Here is an 18,569-nt window from a genome sequence, read left to right on the forward strand (position 1 = left end):
GCACATGCTCTGGGCTCTGGACTGGAGGACCATGCAATTCACTTACGAAGCGATCAGTCAAGACAACAGCGTGATTAAGGGCAATTTGCAGAGCAAAAGCCGCGAGGAAGCCCTGCAAGAACTCAATGGCCGAGGATACCGCGTCCTTGAGCTTCAACAAGGCCTCGCACTGAACACAAACATCAACTTGCTGGAAAAAGGGCCGAACAAGATGGATATGGCCATGCTCTGCACCCAATGGGCACTGATGGATGGTGCGGGCATCTCGCAAAGAAAACTGCTGGAGAAACTTCAAAAAACAACGTCCAATCCACAGCTTAAAGAAGCATTAGACAACCTACGCAAAGAAGTTGAGCTGGGTACGGAAGTCACCAAAGCGATGCACAAATACCCGAACATCTTCAGCGAAGCGTTTATTGCACAGCTGGAAACGGCCATTCGCACCAATACGGTTGAAAAGACAATGAAGGGCCTCAGTGTCATGTACGAGCGCAATCTGCGCGTTGAACAGGAAGTGAGAAGCGCACTGGTTCAGCCTGGAATCACCGTAGTGATTGCCATTGCCATCGTCATTTTGCTGATGATTATGGTTATCCCCCAGTTCACGGACATTTTCAGCTCCATGAAGATCGAGCTTCCTATCTATACCCGCATTTTGATCAAGGCAACCGAACTGCTGATGTCGCCCTGGGCACTGGTTTTGCTGGCCCTGATTGCAGCCGCGCCCCTGTATCTGACGCACTGGCAAAAGGCACCTGAAAACCGGGCCAAGCTGGACGATTTCATCCTGCGGCTTCCGGTGGTGGGCAACATCATGCTGCTCTCTGCGCTGTCACGCATCAGCCGCACCCTGGCCACCATGCTGGAAAACGGCATGTCCAACACGCAGGCTATTGAACTTTCCGCACGCGCCGCCGGGAACGCGGTTCTGGCAGACATCATGCTGGAAGGCAAACGCCACATTGAACACGGCGGGAAGCTATTTGAGGTGCTGGAACGGTACCCAAGCGAATTTCCAGCCACCATCACCGGCATGGTCGAGACCGGGGAAGAATCTGCACAGCTGGCCCCGATGATCGACCGTATTGCCGACTTCTACGAAAGTCAGGTAGAGAGCGAAGCCCGCAACCTCGCGCAGCGCATCAATCCTATCCTGACTGTCGGGCTGGCCCTGGTTGTGGGCGTGATCATGATGGCCGTTATGGCCCCGATGAGCGCCATGATCGGTGAGTTGAGCAAATAAAGAGGCACCCCTATGAACCGAGACGGATTTACCCTAACTGAACTCCTGATCGTGATGGCCCTGCTCGGCATCCTGATCGGTATCGGCCTGACGAATTACAGCGGGGCACGTCAGCGCGGCATGGACAGCGCAGCGCAGCAGCATGGGGCCGCCGTCGCGCTGGCCGTGCAGCAGTACCTGAGCCAGAACCCGGTCCGGGACGTCAGTGCCCTGAGCAGTGGAGGCTGGGAGGACTGCACCAAAGCGGCACGTATCACCACTCCCCTGCCCAGCTCCCCCGACCGCACCTACCAGAGCGGCGATATCGGCTGGAAAGCACCGCCCGAGTTCGTGACCTGCCGCATCGGCGGCAGCGGCCGCAGCGTGCAGGTCACCACCGGCACCACCTCCGGGACCAAGACCTTTATCAACGGAGATAGCCCGTGAGACGCACCCAGGGCTTCACGCTGATCGAGATTCTGGTGGTGCTGGGCCTGATCGCCCTGGGCCTCTCCCTGGCATGGCCGAAAACGGACACCCAGTCGCGGCTGCCCGGACAATTCGCTGAAGCCCTGAGCGCCTATCTGAACGCGGCCGCCGCCGGCGCAGACGGACGCCAGAGCGAAGTGTGCGTGCAAAAAAGTGGCCAGACCGCCGTGACGACGCCAGCCACGCAGGCAGCCCTCAAGATTCCAAAGGAGATCGAGACGGACCTGTCCCAGGTCTGTTTCAGCCGCACCGGACAGCCCACCAGTGCCGTGAATATTGGCATAAAACACGTCAAAGACGCGGATTACACCCTGCACGTGGCTTCCGAAGGCATCTACGGAAAAATCCAGGTGGTTCAGTGAAACGGCACCAGCGCGGCTTCACCTTGATTGAAGTGCTGGTGGCCACGTTCCTGGTCGCCATGATTCTGCTCACCGTACTGCGTTCTCAACTTCAGATGAGCGCGGCCAATGCCAACGCCAACTTGCAGATCACCCAGGCCGCCGTGGCCGAAGCGGCCGGTTTCCGCTACAGCACCCAGCTGGCCGCCCAGGGGTTCGAAGCCAGTGGCGACGCAGGGTCAGACTTCGCCAGCATTCGCTCGGAACTGCCCCCGGAGCAGCAGGAACTGCTGAACAACCTGAGCTACTCGGTCAAAAATGCCGGTGGCGCTTTCATGATCGTCAAAGTCTGGATCAAGGACCACCCTGAAGACCCACGGCAAGTCGAATTCACCATGCGCATCCCGAGGTAAAACCATGCACAACACACGTCTCGCTGGCAATGCGCTGATCTTCACCCTGATCATCGGTCTGGGGATGCTTGCCCTCATCTCGGTCTACCTGGCCACCACACGCTCGAACGTGCAGAACGCCGATGAGCGTACCGCGCGTGCCCAGGTCATGTTGGACGCCCAGCTGATCGGCACCGAACAGTTCAAGCAGGCCATCAGAACCCTACAAACCCAGGCGGACTACTCGCACAGCACCCGCCTGATCACGATTCCCGCTCTGCGCTGCGACAGTGGCCTGCGCATCTTCATCGCCACGGAAGGCAGCTGCTCAGAGGCCAACCCCGCGCCGCAGAGCACGGTGGTCAACAACACCAGACCCGGAACCGTCGCCACACAGCTGAATATCGACGGAAGCACCGTCGCCTACACCCAGGCAAACACCGAAGAGATTCCGGTGCGCCTGCAGTACACGGCCCAGACCAGTGAAGGACGCAAACAGACCATCAGCATGGACATGCGCATGGTTCGGACCACTGCCATCAACTTCGGACGCACGGGCAACACCGATTTCTCCATCATGGCCGAGTCGCTGACCATTCCTGACAGCCCACGCGTGCTCGACGGTCAGGTCTATGTCCGGGACACTCCGGTCATCCCGGCAAACAGCCAGATCAATTTTGCTGATGGCCTGATCACCGCTTCAGACAGCGTCAGAATCGGCACTCAGAACATTCCGGTCACCCGCTTTGCGCCCAACCCGCTGTACCCCTGCGACCAGGCGGCAGCCAACTGCCCCAAATTCAGCGGCGGCCTGGGAGTATCACAGCTCAACATCAACTCACCAGCTCAGCCTGCCATCAGCATGACGGCCAACCGGCGAAACCAAATCGAAACTGCGGCACTCAGGCGCGGCAGCAGTGCCAAAATCCCGGATGATGTGGATACCATTTTCCTTGACCACGCCAATGGAAAAGACTACCTGTATCTGTGCAATCCGGTGGATTGCTATGTCCTGACACAGAGTCTGAATGGAACGACCAACTACCAAATGACGCAATATGCAGACTACAATTTTGTATACAATACAAAGCAATATGCCAATAATCCCTTTATGAACAATCAGTACGGCAGCAAACTCTTAAAAGTCCCGCGTCCCCCGGAAAACGGCGGATACTACACCCCACCTGAAATAGGAGGGGCGAGTGGCAATCAAGCGTTTCTGTCCACCTTCGGCAACATCCTTTTCTCGGACCGCAATCTCACCGTCAAGGCGCTGCGCCCCAATGCTGGCGCTTACATCAACCATCCGCTGATCTACACACCAGGCAACATCACCATCGGCAGCAGCCTGATCGCCGCCGAGCCGATCTGCGACTCCTACCCCACGCAGGACGCCGGTGGCAACATCATTCCTGCGAACTGCCAAACCACGGACAAACTGAGTGCCCTTTACCTGACGGCGGGTGGTAATATTTACATCGGAGACAGCAGCCGGCCCATCAATCAAGGTGAGACGCGCATGACGGTCAATGCCCACCTCGCCGCCGGCGGAACCATCCGGGTGGCCGACACCCGCCTTGATGACGTGTTGCTGGTGGGCAGTATGGCCGCGAAAACCATTGACCTGACCAATTTGCAGTTCACTGAGGACCCGCGTATGTTGCGTCACCCTTACGCTGTCAGCGTTTTCAGCATAAAGCCCGTGTTCCGCATGGTGGGAACAGGGCCTGAGCTGCAGGAGTAGCCGCTACGGAACGCAGCAAAACCACAAAATTGTATTTTGACCAACCAGACCGGCGCACACAATGGATGCAGGAGGAATACGCATGAAACAGCACATGCACGGTTACACCCTGATTGAGGTCCTGCTGGCCCTCGGGGCCACCGCCGCCTTGGTAGGAGGCGTGGCAGCCATCGTCACCCCGGCCATGCAGGCGAGCCGTGACGACACCCTGACGGCGGCCGAAAACATCCAGCTTTCCCGCACCACCGACCAACTGGTCGACGACATCGCGGGCGGCAAGGTGATCCTGCGCCAGGCCAGCACGCAGCGGCTCGACTTCCTGAGACTCAGCGCGCTCCAGCCCACGCAGCTGCCTGGGCATCTGGGCAACGGCAAGGAAACGCAAATCCAACTCGACACCGATGTCTTTGGTCCCTACGCCGGTAAGGACGTCCTGCTGACCAACACCACTGGTGACTACCTGATCACCAAAGTGGAAAAAACCGAAGCGTCCAGCGGAAAATACACCACCACCTTCGAGTGCCCACTCACGCTGCCCGGCACCCTGACGGCCCATACGTTCGCGCCCCTGAACATTGCCTCTACCCAGGCCACCGGAGGCGGTGGACAGCCGAACAGCCTCTACCGTGACAGCGGCGGCGGCTGGGAGCTGGCCAGTACCGGGGTCGGCCGCGTGACCTTCCAGCCTGGCGAAGGCGCGCCGTTTACGGCAGACCTCCAGCCTGTCGAGCGCGAAATCAAGCAGCTCTCCATCGGTCTGGGCAATGAAGGGGACCGCAAAGCCAACACCCTCGCACCCGCCATCATCAATCCTGCCGCGTGGAAGGAATGGAGCTGCGGTGAGGGCATGAGCAGCCGCCCCGAGAACAACCTGGGCAACCTGCAGATCAACGTGGCGCTGGAAGGCAACCCCAATCCCAGCAACCCCGGCGTGAGTCCCAGCGTGGCCGCCAGCGGGCCACAGGACCAGAGCCTCAGCCGCTTCGGCACCCAGGTGTTCGAGAAGCTGAAACCCGGCCTGTACAACGTCTCGGCCAACACCATCACCATCGGCGGCAACCCGTACGACCCAGTGATTACCGGCAGCCCGGCCAACATCGGCAAAGGGCGCGCCGGCACCGTCAACGTGAACTATGTCGAGCGCCGCGGCATCATGACCATTACCGTCAGCGGCCTGCCTGCGGGGCAGACCGGACAGGTGCGGGTCCAGGGCCGCGAAAACAAGACCCTGCCGAAGTCCATTGCCGGCATCCCGGTCATAGACCAGCCTGGCGGTGCCTTCCTGATCAACCTGAAAAATGGAGAGTACCCTATCGAACTGCTGCCCGGCGAGTACACGGTCACGGCGGCTGGCAGCGGAACCCTTGACGCGGTGGTCACACCGGGGACGCTTGCGGTCCGGCCCGGGCAGAACAGTCCCGTGAGTGTGGCTTACGCCGCCGCACAGGGCAGTGCCACCGTGCAAGTCAGGGGGCTGTACAGCGGAGAAAAAACCACCGTGAGCCTCACAAGCAGCGCCGGGACCCGGCAGCACACCATCACCGGCAACGGCACCGGATTCGACAGCGCCAACATTCCCCTTAACCCGGGCACCTACACGATCAGCGGGAGCGAGATCTCAGGACGGACCCTGAGCATCAGCGCACCGACCCTCACCATCGTCCCCAGGCAAACGAGCCTCACCATGCTGTCGTACGCCAGCAACGGCACCATGCAGGTGACCGTCAAGGGCCTGAGCGCCGGGGAGCAGGGCAAAGTCAGCGTGGCCGGGCCACAAAACGTCTCGCAGTCGCTAGGAGAAGGCACCTTCAGCATCAACCTGAAACCTGGCAGCTACACGGTCAGCGCCGAGCCAGTGAACGGGAAGACACCGACCGTGACACCGGCCAACGTGGCCATCACCAGCAACAAGACGGCTGGGGTGGTGGTGGAGTATAGAGGATATCAGCCAGTACCCTGCGATCCCAGAGTGGATGCGAGCTGTCTAGATCCGAAGGGCGGTACGGGAACCATCAGCATCAACCAGTTCCATACGAAGTCCTCTCAGTACAACAGAACCACTGAAGTACATGACGTAAGCGTCCCCAACTGGGATCTGGATTACCCGGCAGTGAGTCTTGCCAACCTCCCAGGCTTTCAAACAACAACCTCTGCAGGAAGTTTCGCGGGAAGTGCCGTTCAGCTGAAAGGAACGATGCAGCAGATCAACGATGGTGGCTCAGGCTGTGAGGAGATCTCGGTCATCGGGGGCACCATAGGCCAATGCACTTCTTACGCATCGTCCCAAAGCATAGGTGCACTCGGCTACATCGGCTTCGATAAAACCGTAACCCAGTCCATCAGCCTGACCTACTACGGACCGGCAGCAGCCCTGCAGATAGGCGGGGAACTCAAACAGATCATCGTCCCGAATACTCGGCCGTTTTACAACCTGATGGAAGGCGAGAAGATCGTGGGTGGCATAGCATTACCCGCATTCAAACCAACAACCATACGTCTTGGCAGTGACACGCTTATGGACGCCGTCAACAAGGGACGCCCGCTGGCCTTCCTGATCTCTTCTCAGCCAACCGACCTGGCCGATTACTATAGGTGCGATAAAAAAGGCGATGAAAACCGCAACTGTGATTCATTCTGGCCAGACACCAACTTTATTCTCAATCTGACAAGTAACTGACCCCGACTTTCTCTATACCATCGCCCGCCCTGGATGCAGCCGCTCCAGGGCGGTCATTTCTACGCGCTGAAACCAGCTTTCCCCATCTGCCGTCCGTCGGTGCTGCAGCAAGCCCCACACGGTCACCAGTTCCCCTTCCTGGCAGGTCAACAGGTTCTCGCCCAGGTCCCCGTAAGCCGCCAGCTCTAGAAACGCGTAGCGGTCACTGGGTGGGCGCTCCCGTCCAGGCTCCGCTTGTTTGATGGTGAGCCCCAGACGCGTATTTGTCACAGTTGGTCCCTCCAGCAGCTGGCGCTGCTGAGGTGTGTGGGTGATCACGCCCCGCAGGCGGGTACGCAGCTGTCCCTCCAAAAGACGCATTCCGTCCCTGCGGTCCGCCGCCAGGCGGTGAACGTGATCAGGCAGTCTTACCGCGTCCTGCACATGCAGGGCAAACTGACCGCCGTAAGCCGAGTGATCGTATACCAGCTCACCTGCAGCGCACAGCCCAGTACCTTTGGGCAGGGTGCCGAGCCGGGCCGCCAGACGGCCAGTGGCCATGCAAGGCTGAAAAAAAACCTCGCGCACTTCCTCACCGGACGCAAGCGTCCGGCTGAACTCGCCCGCCAGCACGAACGCACTCCGGGTGCCGTCTTCCAGCAACCGTGGTGCCTGATGCACAGCGGCAACCACCTCTGCCTGCGTTCCGATCAGCTCTTTCATCCACCTCTATTCTGAAGCCTTCTGAGGCTTGCAGTCTCCAAAGAAAAGTGAGTAAATGACTTATGCGAAAAATCCTTCTGACCCTGCCTGCCTTGCTGCTGGCCTCCTGTGGTTTCCTGGGAGGTCCACCCGCTCCGAATCCGAGTCCTGCGCCCCTGCCTGCCCCGGTGCCCCCAGTGACCACCCCTGATCCTGGTCCCCAGCCTCAACCCCAGCCCACTGCGCCCTTCATTCCTGCCGCTGGCGCCGCCGTCGGCACGGGAGACGGCACCAAGCTCGGCACGGTGTACGTCTCGCCCAACGCACAGGAAGTGGAGTTCATGACCCTGCTGAACGAGGTCCGCACAAAGGGCACCGTGAACGGTGTGGACGTGCGCGCCGGAACTTGCCTGGCCGGAGTGCAGCCGGGCACCCTGAAACCGCTGACGTACAACGGGGTGATGGCCTATGCCAGCCGGAAGCACAGCACGTATCTGGGAACGTGGGGGTTTGAAGGGCATAACGAGCTGAACACTGCCCACCCGAACTTCTATGGAGCCAGCTATGCTGACCGCGTCACCCGTGCCTATCAGGAACTGGCTGACGGAGCATTTCCCAATGCTGGAGGGGAAATGGTGGCCTATGGTAGTGGCAACTCCAATCTCTTCGCCGCTCAAACCGTTACCGGCTTTGTCAACTCTCTCCCCCACTGCCAGATCCTCGCACAGAACAACATCGCTTCCGTCGGAGTCGGCTACGTCAATGCTCCGTACGAGAGTGCCACGCCCACCAAGCCCACGGTTTATGACAACAACTGGACCGTCAACTTCGGCCGCTGAGGCCTCCAGCCCTCCTTCCCCCCAGCAGCCCCCACGCCCGCCTGCCCGCCCGCGTGGGGGCTGCTTACCTCTCCCAAAGGAACCCCTGCCATGCCCACACCTCCACCTGTCCCCGATACTCCCGAAGCCCTGGCCATCAAACGCTTTCTGTACAACAACTTCTGGCCGCTCTCCGCCCTGGTGATGAAGAATCCGAACCCGCCGAAAAAGCCACTCACACCGGAAGAAAAGCGGGAGCGAGCTGGAAACATCGGGATGACGGTCCTCACCATCATCAGCCTCCCCTTCGCCTTCCTTCTTGGGGGCGGAAACTCACACCGGCGCGGCCACCCGGATACCCGGTCCACCGAGGAGAAGGACTTCGAACGTCACGGCGTCCACGGACAGCACTACTGGGAACCGTACCTCGATCCCCACGGCAACGCGAAGTAATCAGGGAGTGGCGCTATGGCTCCCGCGTTCTGCTTCAGGCAGAACGCCTACCGGGAGAGCACCTCTATCTCCGGGGATAAAGCCGGAAAAACCATGTTATGAACAGAATGGGGATGCTACACTGTCTCAAGGAGGTCCTGATGACCAAACCAAGCATTGAACCGCTGCCCAAGGGCTTTATCACGGCTGAGGACATGGAGAAAATCCTGGACCCCAGCAAGCGTGACCCGGAAACCGAGGCCCGCAGACTGGCGACGCTGAAAGAAATCAGAGCCGACAGGGAAGCCAGAGAAGCCAGGGGCGAACCCGTGCTCCTCAAGCCAGGGATGTCCTTCCGGATATGACCGAGATTCGAATCATCACCCCCCAGAGCGAGTCCTGGGGGGATTTTCAGTGTGGCGACCCCCGCATAGACCGCAAGCTGCTCGCGGAAGTGGAGCAAGCGCAGAAGAACCTGGTCCGTCTGCACGGTCTGTACGAAGGCGACCAGCTCCAGGCGGTCATCAGCCTGGAAGCCAGCGTCCTGCAGGCTCCTACAGAGGTCATTGCCAAGCTGGGCGGGCGGGAGCGGGTCTCCACGCTGCACATCGAAGTGCTGAGCGTACGCAAATCGGCACAAGGACGGGGATATGGACGGACCTTACTGCGCCACGCTCTGAGACAAGCTGAAGCCACCTCAGTCAACATCGGCCTGCGCACCGTCTCGCTGGAAGCGACTGGGGAGAGCGTGGCGTTCTATCAGGCGTTTGGCTTCACGGCCGCACAGCGTCCCTGGCCGGACGGCAGTTGGCCCATGTGGTTCGATCTGCACGGTTGAACAGAAAGGCACCTTATGCACGACAACCAGCAACCCAGCCCCAATCAACCCACCAACACACAACTCAGCGACAAGAACCCCAGCGACAAAGAACTTTTGCAGCTGATGCAGGGCAGCCCCCAACAGTCCAGCCCACAGCCGCTCGGCGACGAGAAACTCATCCAACTGATGCAGGCCAGCATCGCCATCAAAGACCGGATCGTCCGGGAAGCAGGCTGGCAAACAGAAGAAACGGAAAGAGGGATTCCCGCCTTCCGGACAGTGCTGAGGCAATGGCCGCAAGATGACCTCAAGCACACGCTGTACCTCGACCAGCAGAATAGGCGAGCGTATGTGGCTGAATGCCGGTATCTGGTGCCATACGGCGGGGACTCAGCAGACGACTACAAGTTCCGCTACACACCCACCGTCCAGGTCTCGGAAGAAGATATCCGGGTGCTGATGGGCTGAGGCCTGCCCTTGAGAACCAACCGGATATGCAGGCAAAGTAAGGACATGGACAAACAACGGAAATCCCGCTGGCAACCACCCTGGAAAGTGCCTGTTATTCCCCCAAACTTTTCCGTGGAAGACGGACTTTTTGGCTGCCCTACACCCACCGCAGCCCAGCTTGAAGCGCAAACGCCTGGAACCCGCAACCCAGACGTCTTCCGACTCTACCGGCTCGGCTTGATTCCTGCGTTTCCCCTCCTGATCAAGGGATTGGGGAGCTGGAAAGCCTGCAGGCCCACCGAGAAGATCTCTTTAAGCAACGACGGGCACGAAGTATTGGACGTCCGCAGCGCCCGGCTGCTGGACGCCCTCCTGACCGGGTACGCCGCTTCCCAACTGCACCCGAACCCGGCAAAACGGGGCGAAGTCATCCTGTCTTCGGCACTGGTGCTGTACTTGTGCGGGGTGCCGAACATCACACCCCTGACACCGCACACCAAAGACCTGGAACATCAGACCATCGCTGAACTGAAGAAACTGATGATTCAGTGTTCCCACGCCGTGCGCTGGCGCGAAGCAAATGAAGATGTCCACCGCAGCACGCACACCATCTTCAGCCTGATCACCGGCTTTTGCACACTGACCGCCACAGCCCCTGACCCCGACCATCCCTGGAGCCAGAGTCTCCACGAGGTCGACCTGAGTACACTCCTGACCTTGCCCGGCACCCTGGATACGGTACTGGGTTTCCGGCAGGACGTACTCAGCACCCTGAAAAATCAGAACACCGAAAGCAGCGAAAGCGCCGAGATGCTCTACCGGCTGCTGGAAAGCTGGCGGGAACCGGGAGAAGCCCAGGTACGGCTGAGTGCAGACGACCTGCTGTGGAGTGCGCGGATGCGGCGACACTACGAGAAAACAAGTATCGTCCTGAATCTGCTGCGCCCTGGCCTGGACACCCTGCAGGCGGTTGGGGGACTCAGCCAGTACGAGCTGAGCGAGGAAGGGCTGCTGGCCCGCTTCCCGGAAACGGAACAGGACACCCCGCGACATGACAAGGCCGAGTCCATGAAACTGCTCGGGGCGCTGGGCCTCCCCCAGGAGCTGCTTGGAGCACTGGCGCGGAGATACAGCCCTATGGAGATCAGACGGGCCAGCGAACTGGCTTCCGGGCAACTGTCCCTCGCCACGGACAACATCGACCACCTTAATCCTGCTGGCCTGACGCTGTGGCTGCTAAGGTATCCAGACCTGGAGGATTACCTCAGCCCCGCGCCCGCCCCCTGGTTGCCGGGCAATATCACAGCGCCCAGTTGAGAACCAACCAGACCCGCAGTCACTGTAAGGGCATGACCATCTCTTTCAGTGCCCTGTTCAGGCGCAAACGCGCTGTCACGGCTGCCCCGGACCCCGACCCTGCGCCCCTGCCCCGCATCACCGTCGGCAGCTGGCTGACCGCGTACCCGGAAGAAATTCTTTCCCCTGGCGAGAACCCGCACCTGCACCTGCTGGTGTCTATCGGAGAGCCCGGCGGGGTACCGCCGGGCTGGCTGAAGGGCGTCACCACCGAGCGCACACTTCGGCTGGAGTTCAGCGATGACCCCCTTTCGCCGTTCCACATGACGGAGCTGCAGCTGGCCAGGCTGCTGAAAGAAGCCGAGCAACTGAAGAAGAAACAGGATGGCGGGCCTCTGCGCGTCCATGTGCACTGCATGGCCGGAGTATCCCGCTCGACGGCGTGTGCGGCGGCCCTGCTGGCTTTCCTGCACCCGGAACTGAGCGACCAGGAGGTGCTGACCCGTATCCAGGCCGCCCAGCCAGCCATGCAGCCGAACGGCCTGGTCCTGCGGCGAGCGGACGACGCGCTAGGACGGGAGCTGCTCTGGACCTGGCAGAGAATGGAAGCGGCAGCGGCCACGCTTGAGAACCAACCAGACCAGCAGGCACGGTAGAAGCATGAGCATTCCACCCGCTCCCCCCACACAGGCATACTTAGAGGCATGGGCCGCATGAGCAAAAACTCGATTCAGCTGCTGGCGGAATACAACCACTGCCGCTGGGGTCTGATTGCGCTGCAAAGCAAGACCCCAGCACCGGAGTTCCTGCAGGGATGGTCGTCGAGTAGCGCCGACGGTACACAGACCATCAGCTGCGAAACCACCAAAGGCCACACCATCCCCTACGGCAAGGACAACGACTTCTTCGCCGGACTCTACACAGCTGCCTCGCTGTACCAGTCCGACACGGGGCAAAATCCGACGATGGAACTCAAGGTCAGCGAACTGCTGCGCCTGAGTGGGCTGAGCTTGGAGAACAGGCACTACCGCGACCTCAAAAGCAGCCTGCTGTCGCTGCGATACACCAACTATCAGGCCAACGACATGATTCAGCTGCCGGTGCTGGGCAAGACATACGAAAAGGAAAGCCACTTCTCGATCATCTCAGATCTTGAATTCCATACCCTGGACGACCACTTCGACCCCAGGAAGAAAATCCAGATGGTCACGGTGCAGCTCAGCAACACCGTGTTCCGTTCGTTGGCCGGCCCACACAACCTGAGCCTGAATACCCAAACCATCAAGCAGCTGGGAAACCCGACCGTAAAAGGCCTCTACCGCTTACTGGAAGCGCTGCGGCGCGACCTGCGAGATCCACGGCGGCGGGAAACGGAAGTCAGCATCCTGCTGCTGGATTTCGCCAACGCCGCGCGCATTTTGAACAACGAACCCTACCTCAGCAAACGGGTGAGTACCCTCTTCCGCACGGGTGGGCCGATGGAAGCGCTGAGCGATAAGAAGCTAAAATTCCTGAAGTCCTACAGCATCAAAGGTCGGGGAGATGCAGCGGTACTGACCCTGGAGTTCTATGACGACGATGCAGTGGATACGCGGGGCAGGGACCTGCTGATCGCCGAGGGCGTCACCAAAAACGCAGCAGAAGAGGCCATCAAGGCCCACAGCCTGGAAGAAATAGAGTGCGCCATCTGGATTACTGACACGGCGAGAAGCGTAAAAAGTCGTCCCTCCTACATTCTAACAGTCCTCACCACAGGAAGCGCCAGAGAACGACTGGAAGAATACCGCCGGCGGGGCAAAAAGCATTCTGTCAGAAACATAAAGACTGTCAATCAACGGGAGGCGAATCCAGCTACGCCCATTGCCCCAGCAAAAGCCGAACAAGCAAAACTGGAGAACCAGGAAACCGAACGGGAACTACCAGCGGGATTCACCCTGTCCGCCCGCACTGTTGAGCAGGCATACACTATTCTGGACCGACTCAGACCCGTTAAGCGTCTGAGTGACAAAACGGTACAGCTGTGCCGCACGCTCCTCGACGAGGGCCGGGTCAAACCGGAGGAGATCGGGTCCCTGATCATGTTGCCTGAGCAAATGCTGACCACAGTTGTCGAGGAATGGAGCCGCCGGTAACAAACAACTAAAGTAGCCTCATCCCGGAAGCGCCTGCCACTACAGCAGGTGCTTTTTCACGTCCTGATGGCCTGAAGCAGCCCATTGGCGCTTTGCAGAAAAGTGGGACTTCCCCATTGGCGCTTTGCAGAAAACCCATTGGCGCTTTGCAGAAGTTTCCATTGGCGCCTTGCAGAAGTTTGTCCGGGATAAGGCCCCCCGCCATTGGCGCTTTGCAGAAGTTTCCATTGGCGCCTTGCAGAAGTTTGTCCGGGATAAGGCCCCCCGCCATTGGCGCTTTGCAGAAGTTTCCATTGGCGCCTTGCAGAAAAGTGCGACTTCCCCATTGGCGCTTTGTAGAAAATTGCAAGCAGATTACGTCCCAGACGGCCTCCGCCGCCGCCTCTTGATGATGATCATCAATCTTTTTTTCTTTCTTCTTTAAAAGATTGATTCATCATCACGCGCGCGAGACCGGAAAGGACCTGTGAGGGCAATCCCTTCTCACTGCCCCAGGTGCTGGGCCTGTTCCCCCATGAATGTCACCCTCTGGTCGCCTCGCCCCTCAGAGGCCCGTCAGTCCCCCGGTAAGCCTCCAGCCTGACCAGGGAGGCGCAAAAGAATCTGCACCCCCCTTCCTGGCGATTCTGAAGGCCGCACGGGGCATGTAACCTCCGGCAAGCAGAGCCGTCGCTTTTCCCCTGGGGCAGAGAAAGGGCACCCGCCGTCCTCCCGGCAGCAGAGGAAACCAGCCTCCAGGGCACGCTCTGCGGGCGTCTTGTCACGTCTCAGACAGTCCGGTGTGACCTTTCGGGAGTTGCTGGGCAGGATTGGCTGACCGGCCCGCTCCCTTCCCGGTGCCCGAAGGTCTGGTCATCATCCCAGGTATTCTGTTCTGGGCAGAACGGCGAGGCGGGAAAAGCTGAACGGGGGGTCACCCCCTGCAAACCAACCAGACCCTCAAGCACACTCAACCCATGTCCAGACGCAAGCATCCGAAACTGCGCAACATCCGCAAAGTCATGTCCTCGCCCGCCCGCGACCTGTACATCGACGGAGTGCCCCTTGAGGATGCCGCCTGGAGGTATGCCGCCTGGGCATTGAAAACCATGCACGGGTACAGCGACGCCGAAGCCGCCGCCGAAGTGAACCACCGGGGGATTCGTCTCATGCTCAGTGGCAACGGCGGCTGCCTCGCCTGCCGCCAGCAAGCACAGGTCATCGGCGTCTTTGCGGGCACCGAGAAGGCCAACAGGCACGAGCGCATCATCGTGTACCTGCTCTGCCCCCAGTGTGGTGAGCAGCTGCGCAACCCAGACTTCGCCCGCGACCTGGAACAGCAGCTGCTGGCCGCCACCAGCACCAAGCCAGAGAACGAGCCACCGGGGCATGGGCAGCGCGTCCAGGCCTGAAACCCGCCACTGGCAAACCAACCAGACCCGCAAGCACCATAGAGACATGACCCTACCTGAGCTCACCCCCATCATGCTGCTGGCCCTGGCTTTGATTCTCACCGGCACTGTGCTCTATGCCCTGGCCTACCAAAAACATGTCCGGCACTGGTCCCCAGAAGAACGCCGGAGCTTCCTGCTCAGTGCAGGGGGGAACGGAGTCATTGCTCTTGCAAGCCTCTTTGTCATACAGCAAGCTGGACAGGCCGCAGACCAGCAGATTGCGGCCCTCTCCCACGTACAGGCCGCTGATCCCAGGATTGTCCGGTACTACGAACTGATGGGAACGTGCCTGCAGTCCTTCTCGCTGCTGCTCACCGCGTCCCTTCCCTTCCGGGGCGCACAGCTGCTGCTGGGCAAGAAGCCACAGAGCCTGAGCCCGGAGGCCGAAGAAGACCTCTCCCCCAAAGAGGACTTCCACAAGACCCTGCCCCAGATGGTCTTCGGCATCGCTGGACTACTGCTGCTCGCCGTGGCAAGCGAGATTATCTCTGAGCGCAGCACGTTTCAGCTGACAAACGGTGGCATGGCCACAACAATGTATATCGGTCTGGCCCTCACAATCCTGGGCCTGCTGCTGCAAGGCTACAGCTCAGCCTACCCTGAGCGGGGGAATCCGGCCCTGTACGGCGGAGGCCTAGTCAGTACGGTCGGCTTCGGTCTGGTGCTGGTGCTGCCCACCGTACAGCAAGCTCCCGGCAGAACTGACCTGTTGCTCATGACGGCACTGATCAGTCTGGGGATGGGCCTGGCCCTGCCCGTACGGATGTACCTCGACGGACGAAAACAAACGAGCTGAACGAAATTCCGCACTGAACCCCCACGCTGCAATGAGCCGCGGGGGTTCTCTGTTTCCCGGACCCCCTGCAAACCAACCAGACCTGCAGCGACACTGGACCTATGACCACGCTGATCACGGACCGAGGCAGACACCCTGAGAAACGGTTCTCGCTGGAACACTCGCTGGACCCCTGGCACGCCTGGGTGCGGGCCATGATGCTGCTCGCGTTGCTGCTGCCCCTGCCGGCCGCCGTGTCCTGGCTGAGCGCACAGGGCCTCGCTGCCGCAGGGCTGTCCAGCCTCGGCGGCCTGCTGCTGTTCACGCTGCTGCTGCTGACCACCTGGGCGGCCCTCAGCACGCCCCTGGTGCTGCTGGTCAGCGTGATCAGCCTCACCCTCACCCTCACGGCCCGCTGGGAGCAGGCGTCCCGGCCGCAGGACCTCGCTTTCCCGGCCCTGCTCGCCCACGCCGTCATGGGCGCGGCCCTGCTGATCCCTGCCGTAGCCGTCCTCTGGATAGATCTGGACATCGCTGGGCTCAACCCTCACTTCAGCCTGCTTGCCCTGGGCCTGCTGCTGCCGCTGGGCTGGAACCTCTGGCACAACCCACTGAGGGATGACCCGGAGTTCGGCTGGGGAAGAACGAGCGAGCAGCAGGAGGCAGAAGCATGACGGCCGCCCTCCATTTGTCCTTGCCGCTCAGGTTCCAGGACGCAATAGAAGTCCGGCACGGCCAGTTGATCCGGGCATTCGGGGCGGCAGAAGGCACGCTGCTGCTGGTGCTCGAAGAGGAGTGCCGCCGTTCAGGGGCGGCCGCGGGCGAGTGGCTGCACATCAGCAGCGCCCGCTGGATTCAGCAGGCCGCCCGGCTGAGCGGCGGGCGGCTGCCTTTTCCCAGGAACCGGCTGCGGCACCACCTCAGCGCCCTGACCCGCAAAAGGGTCATCGAGCGGCGCTACCTGCGCCGGCGTGAAGGCTTCGAGTTCCGTCTGAACCGGGAAGCACTCGCAAAGAAACTGGAAGAACAGCGCCAGGGAGACCAGAAATGAAACGACTGACCAGACGCTGGCTGCAGCGGATTCACCGTCAGAAAAAGCGCTTCGCATTCACCCGGCGGGGGCAGTGCCGGTGAAGCTGCACCTGTGCTGGCCCCGTACCAACCAGACCCGCCCGTACCCTGAAAGCATGACCCACGCCCACCTGTCCCGGACTTCCCGCCCGCTGCTGACTCTGTTGCTGGGCCTGCTCCCCATCACACTGCCGGTGGCCGAGGCTGCCAGAACAGCCACCAGCACCACAGCAACCAGGACTACACCCGCAACAGCCCCCGCCCTGGCACTGCAGAACATGCCGATCATTTACCAGGGCTACAACGACTGCGGACCGGCGAGTATCGGCATGGTGCTGGCGTATTACCGGCAGCCGGTGGACGTGAAAACCATCAGCGCGGCCACCAAAGCCAGCCCGAACAGCTACATGCACGTGGAACAGATCGGGCGCTATGTCGGGCAGTACGGCCTGCAGACCACGCAGGTGAAGAACGCGAACATCGGGGCGGCCGTGCGGCTGATTCGCCTCGGGGTGCCGGTGATCGCCCTGACCTACTTCCAGCAAGTGGGCGTGATTCCCCACTTCCGGGTGGTGCGGGGGTTCGATCAGAACCGGCAGCTGCTGTACCTCGCAGACCCGCTGGCCGGCAGTGTGGCGATGCGCTATGCGGATTTCAACATGCTCTGGAACACCCAGGGCAAGCAGATGGTGGCCGTCTACCCGCCGGGCCTGCACCAGAAGGTGCAGGCGGCCATCCGGGGGTAAGGGAAGTGGAAGCGGCGCAGCACACCGAGGCTCAGCTTCAGATTCAGTGGAACAAGAAGCACTTCCAGGCGAGCTGCACCGTCGGAGAAGACGTCTACACAGCCATCAGCCACAAAAGCGCTCAGCTCGGCAAAAACAAACGGCACAAAACCAAACAGGACCTGGTCACCCAGCTCACACGGCACATCGGAAGCAAATACCACACTGCCCCCCCAGGTCTACACAGAGCACTGCTGAGTGCCCTGAAACAGTGTAGGGGGCGGACAGGCGAGCGGTCGTTTCATCTCACTGTCAGGTCAGGGGCGGACGTCCCCATACGCTGTCGGATCAAACTCACCACCAACAAGAACAAGAAATCTGTCACCTTCGGCGTCCGTGTGAAGGAACTTGGCACAGGTACAGTGACTCTGCCACACAGCAGCTTGCAGCACCCTCTCTGCAGGCGCGAACTGGACCGGATCTACACCGCCGTGCCACTGCCTGCCGAACAACAGGAGCTGGTCACGGCACTGCTAGACGGCATCCGTCTGCGGGAACATACTCAGTTAAAAGACAGCGGCAAGCTCCGGCAAACCGACTTGCCACCAGCGCGGATTCACACAGATTACAGCCGCCAGATGAACGATCCCGCGTTTTACTGGGCGCTCACCACCTCTGGACTGCCGGAAAAAATCACGCTCTGGGGAAAAAGCGAGGGCAAAGACGGCGAGGCGTTTGCCGTGCAGCAAGCCTACGTTCTCTGCCGGTACCTGAATGCCGAGTTGCCGATCTACTGCGACGACCTGAACACAGCCAAACGTATGCGGGTCCACCACATCCAGCGCGTCCACATGGCCCACCGCCGGGTCCATCAGATCGCCTACAACGTGCAGCGCACAGCCACTGGACAAACCCGGCGCTGGCCTTTCCACAATCTGATCCACCAGCTCACGGAGGGGCTGCCCGGCTGGACCTGTATCCAGTGCGGCGGCCGCACCACCCTCTTCGGCCCAGACGGCATGCGTATCGCGAGCTGGCAGGAGCGAAGCTGAGAACCACAATTTTGTATTT

At 60.5% G+C, this 18,569-nt stretch carries 22 protein-coding genes; 21 read left to right on the top strand and 1 reads right to left on the bottom strand.

Annotation, left to right across the window (positions count from 1 at the left end):
• Positions 1-31 precede the first annotated feature (31 nt).
• The 6 genes from DEIPR_RS12410 (at position 32) to DEIPR_RS12435 (ending at position 6,865) form a co-directional block, all read left to right on the top strand.
• Positions 32-1,243 carry a type II secretion system F family protein gene (locus DEIPR_RS12410; protein ID WP_041223075.1) on the top strand — a complete coding sequence of 404 codons (1,212 nt, stop codon included), beginning with the start codon at positions 32-34 and terminating at the stop codon, positions 1,241-1,243.
• A 12-nt stretch (positions 1,244-1,255) separates the two neighbouring features.
• Complete coding sequence (locus tag DEIPR_RS12415) at positions 1,256-1,669, top strand: type II secretion system protein (RefSeq protein ID WP_013615928.1); 414 nt, start codon at positions 1,256-1,258, stop codon at positions 1,667-1,669.
• Positions 1,666-2,073 (top strand): type II secretion system protein, encoded by a 408-nt coding sequence (locus DEIPR_RS12420; protein ID WP_013615929.1) that lies wholly within the window; start codon positions 1,666-1,668, stop codon positions 2,071-2,073. The genes DEIPR_RS12415 and DEIPR_RS12420 overlap by 4 nt, the downstream gene beginning before the upstream one ends.
• Complete coding sequence (locus tag DEIPR_RS14260) at positions 2,070-2,465, top strand: prepilin-type N-terminal cleavage/methylation domain-containing protein (protein WP_013615930.1); 396 nt, start codon at positions 2,070-2,072, stop codon at positions 2,463-2,465. The genes DEIPR_RS12420 and DEIPR_RS14260 overlap by 4 nt, the downstream gene beginning before the upstream one ends.
• Before the next feature lie 4 nt (positions 2,466-2,469).
• Positions 2,470-4,188, top strand: coding sequence for a hypothetical protein (locus tag DEIPR_RS12430; RefSeq protein WP_013615931.1), 1,719 nt, complete (start codon positions 2,470-2,472; stop codon positions 4,186-4,188).
• A gap of 82 nt (positions 4,189-4,270) precedes the next feature.
• Complete coding sequence (locus tag DEIPR_RS12435; RefSeq protein ID WP_013615932.1) at positions 4,271-6,865, top strand: hypothetical protein; 2,595 nt, start codon at positions 4,271-4,273, stop codon at positions 6,863-6,865.
• A gap of 12 nt (positions 6,866-6,877) precedes the next feature.
• Here DEIPR_RS12435 and DEIPR_RS12440 read toward each other — a convergent pair whose 3' ends face one another.
• Positions 6,878-7,567, bottom strand: coding sequence for a single stranded DNA-binding domain-containing protein (locus DEIPR_RS12440; protein ID WP_013615933.1), 690 nt, complete (start codon positions 7,565-7,567; stop codon positions 6,878-6,880).
• A gap of 62 nt (positions 7,568-7,629) precedes the next feature.
• On the opposite strand from DEIPR_RS12440, the gene DEIPR_RS12445 reads away from it, so the two are divergent.
• The 15 genes from DEIPR_RS12445 (at position 7,630) to DEIPR_RS12515 (ending at position 18,550) form a co-directional block, all read left to right on the top strand.
• Complete coding sequence (locus DEIPR_RS12445) at positions 7,630-8,385, top strand: CAP domain-containing protein (protein ID WP_013615934.1); 756 nt, start codon at positions 7,630-7,632, stop codon at positions 8,383-8,385.
• A gap of 90 nt (positions 8,386-8,475) precedes the next feature.
• A complete protein-coding gene (locus tag DEIPR_RS12450; RefSeq protein WP_013615935.1) occupies positions 8,476-8,817 on the top strand; it encodes a hypothetical protein in 342 nt (113 codons plus the stop codon).
• A gap of 140 nt (positions 8,818-8,957) precedes the next feature.
• On the top strand, positions 8,958-9,161 hold the full coding sequence (locus DEIPR_RS12455) for a hypothetical protein (RefSeq protein ID WP_013615936.1): 204 nt from the start codon (positions 8,958-8,960) through the stop codon (positions 9,159-9,161).
• Complete coding sequence (locus DEIPR_RS12460) at positions 9,158-9,634, top strand: GNAT family N-acetyltransferase (RefSeq protein ID WP_013615937.1); 477 nt, start codon at positions 9,158-9,160, stop codon at positions 9,632-9,634. Before DEIPR_RS12455 ends, DEIPR_RS12460 begins: the two co-directional genes overlap by 4 nt.
• Positions 9,635-9,649: 15 nt before the next feature.
• A complete protein-coding gene (locus DEIPR_RS12465) occupies positions 9,650-10,084 on the top strand; it encodes a hypothetical protein (protein WP_013615938.1) in 435 nt (144 codons plus the stop codon).
• A 318-nt stretch (positions 10,085-10,402) separates the two neighbouring features.
• Positions 10,403-11,383 carry a hypothetical protein gene (locus DEIPR_RS12470; RefSeq protein ID WP_041223076.1) on the top strand — a complete coding sequence of 327 codons (981 nt, stop codon included), beginning with the start codon at positions 10,403-10,405 and terminating at the stop codon, positions 11,381-11,383.
• A gap of 32 nt (positions 11,384-11,415) precedes the next feature.
• Positions 11,416-12,018 (top strand): hypothetical protein, encoded by a 603-nt coding sequence (locus DEIPR_RS12475; protein ID WP_013615940.1) that lies wholly within the window; start codon positions 11,416-11,418, stop codon positions 12,016-12,018.
• Between the two features lie 48 nt (positions 12,019-12,066).
• Complete coding sequence (locus DEIPR_RS12480; RefSeq protein WP_041223077.1) at positions 12,067-13,494, top strand: replication initiator protein A; 1,428 nt, start codon at positions 12,067-12,069, stop codon at positions 13,492-13,494.
• Positions 13,495-13,618: 124 nt separating this feature from the next.
• Positions 13,619-13,918 carry a hypothetical protein gene (locus DEIPR_RS12485; protein ID WP_041223078.1) on the top strand — a complete coding sequence of 100 codons (300 nt, stop codon included), beginning with the start codon at positions 13,619-13,621 and terminating at the stop codon, positions 13,916-13,918.
• Between the two features lie 532 nt (positions 13,919-14,450).
• Entirely contained in the window at positions 14,451-14,885 is a 435-nt protein-coding gene (locus DEIPR_RS12490) for a hypothetical protein (RefSeq protein ID WP_013615942.1), read from the top strand.
• A 46-nt stretch (positions 14,886-14,931) separates the two neighbouring features.
• Positions 14,932-15,723, top strand: coding sequence for a hypothetical protein (locus tag DEIPR_RS12495; protein ID WP_041223080.1), 792 nt, complete (start codon positions 14,932-14,934; stop codon positions 15,721-15,723).
• A gap of 101 nt (positions 15,724-15,824) precedes the next feature.
• On the top strand, positions 15,825-16,376 hold the full coding sequence (locus tag DEIPR_RS12500) for a hypothetical protein (RefSeq protein WP_013615944.1): 552 nt from the start codon (positions 15,825-15,827) through the stop codon (positions 16,374-16,376).
• Entirely contained in the window at positions 16,373-16,753 is a 381-nt protein-coding gene (locus tag DEIPR_RS12505) for a hypothetical protein (protein WP_013615945.1), read from the top strand. The genes DEIPR_RS12500 and DEIPR_RS12505 overlap by 4 nt, the downstream gene beginning before the upstream one ends.
• 136 nt (positions 16,754-16,889) lie before the next feature.
• Complete coding sequence (locus DEIPR_RS12510; protein WP_245532763.1) at positions 16,890-17,519, top strand: C39 family peptidase; 630 nt, start codon at positions 16,890-16,892, stop codon at positions 17,517-17,519.
• A 5-nt stretch (positions 17,520-17,524) separates the two neighbouring features.
• The gene (locus DEIPR_RS12515) at positions 17,525-18,550 is read left to right on the top strand and encodes a hypothetical protein (RefSeq protein ID WP_013615947.1); all 1,026 of its coding nucleotides are present in this window, start codon (positions 17,525-17,527) and stop codon (positions 18,548-18,550) included.
• The last annotated feature ends 19 nt before the right edge of the window (positions 18,551-18,569 follow it).

It is taken from the genome of Deinococcus proteolyticus MRP (assembly GCF_000190555.1).
GTDB classification, from domain to species: Bacteria; Deinococcota; Deinococci; order Deinococcales; family Deinococcaceae; genus Deinococcus; species Deinococcus proteolyticus.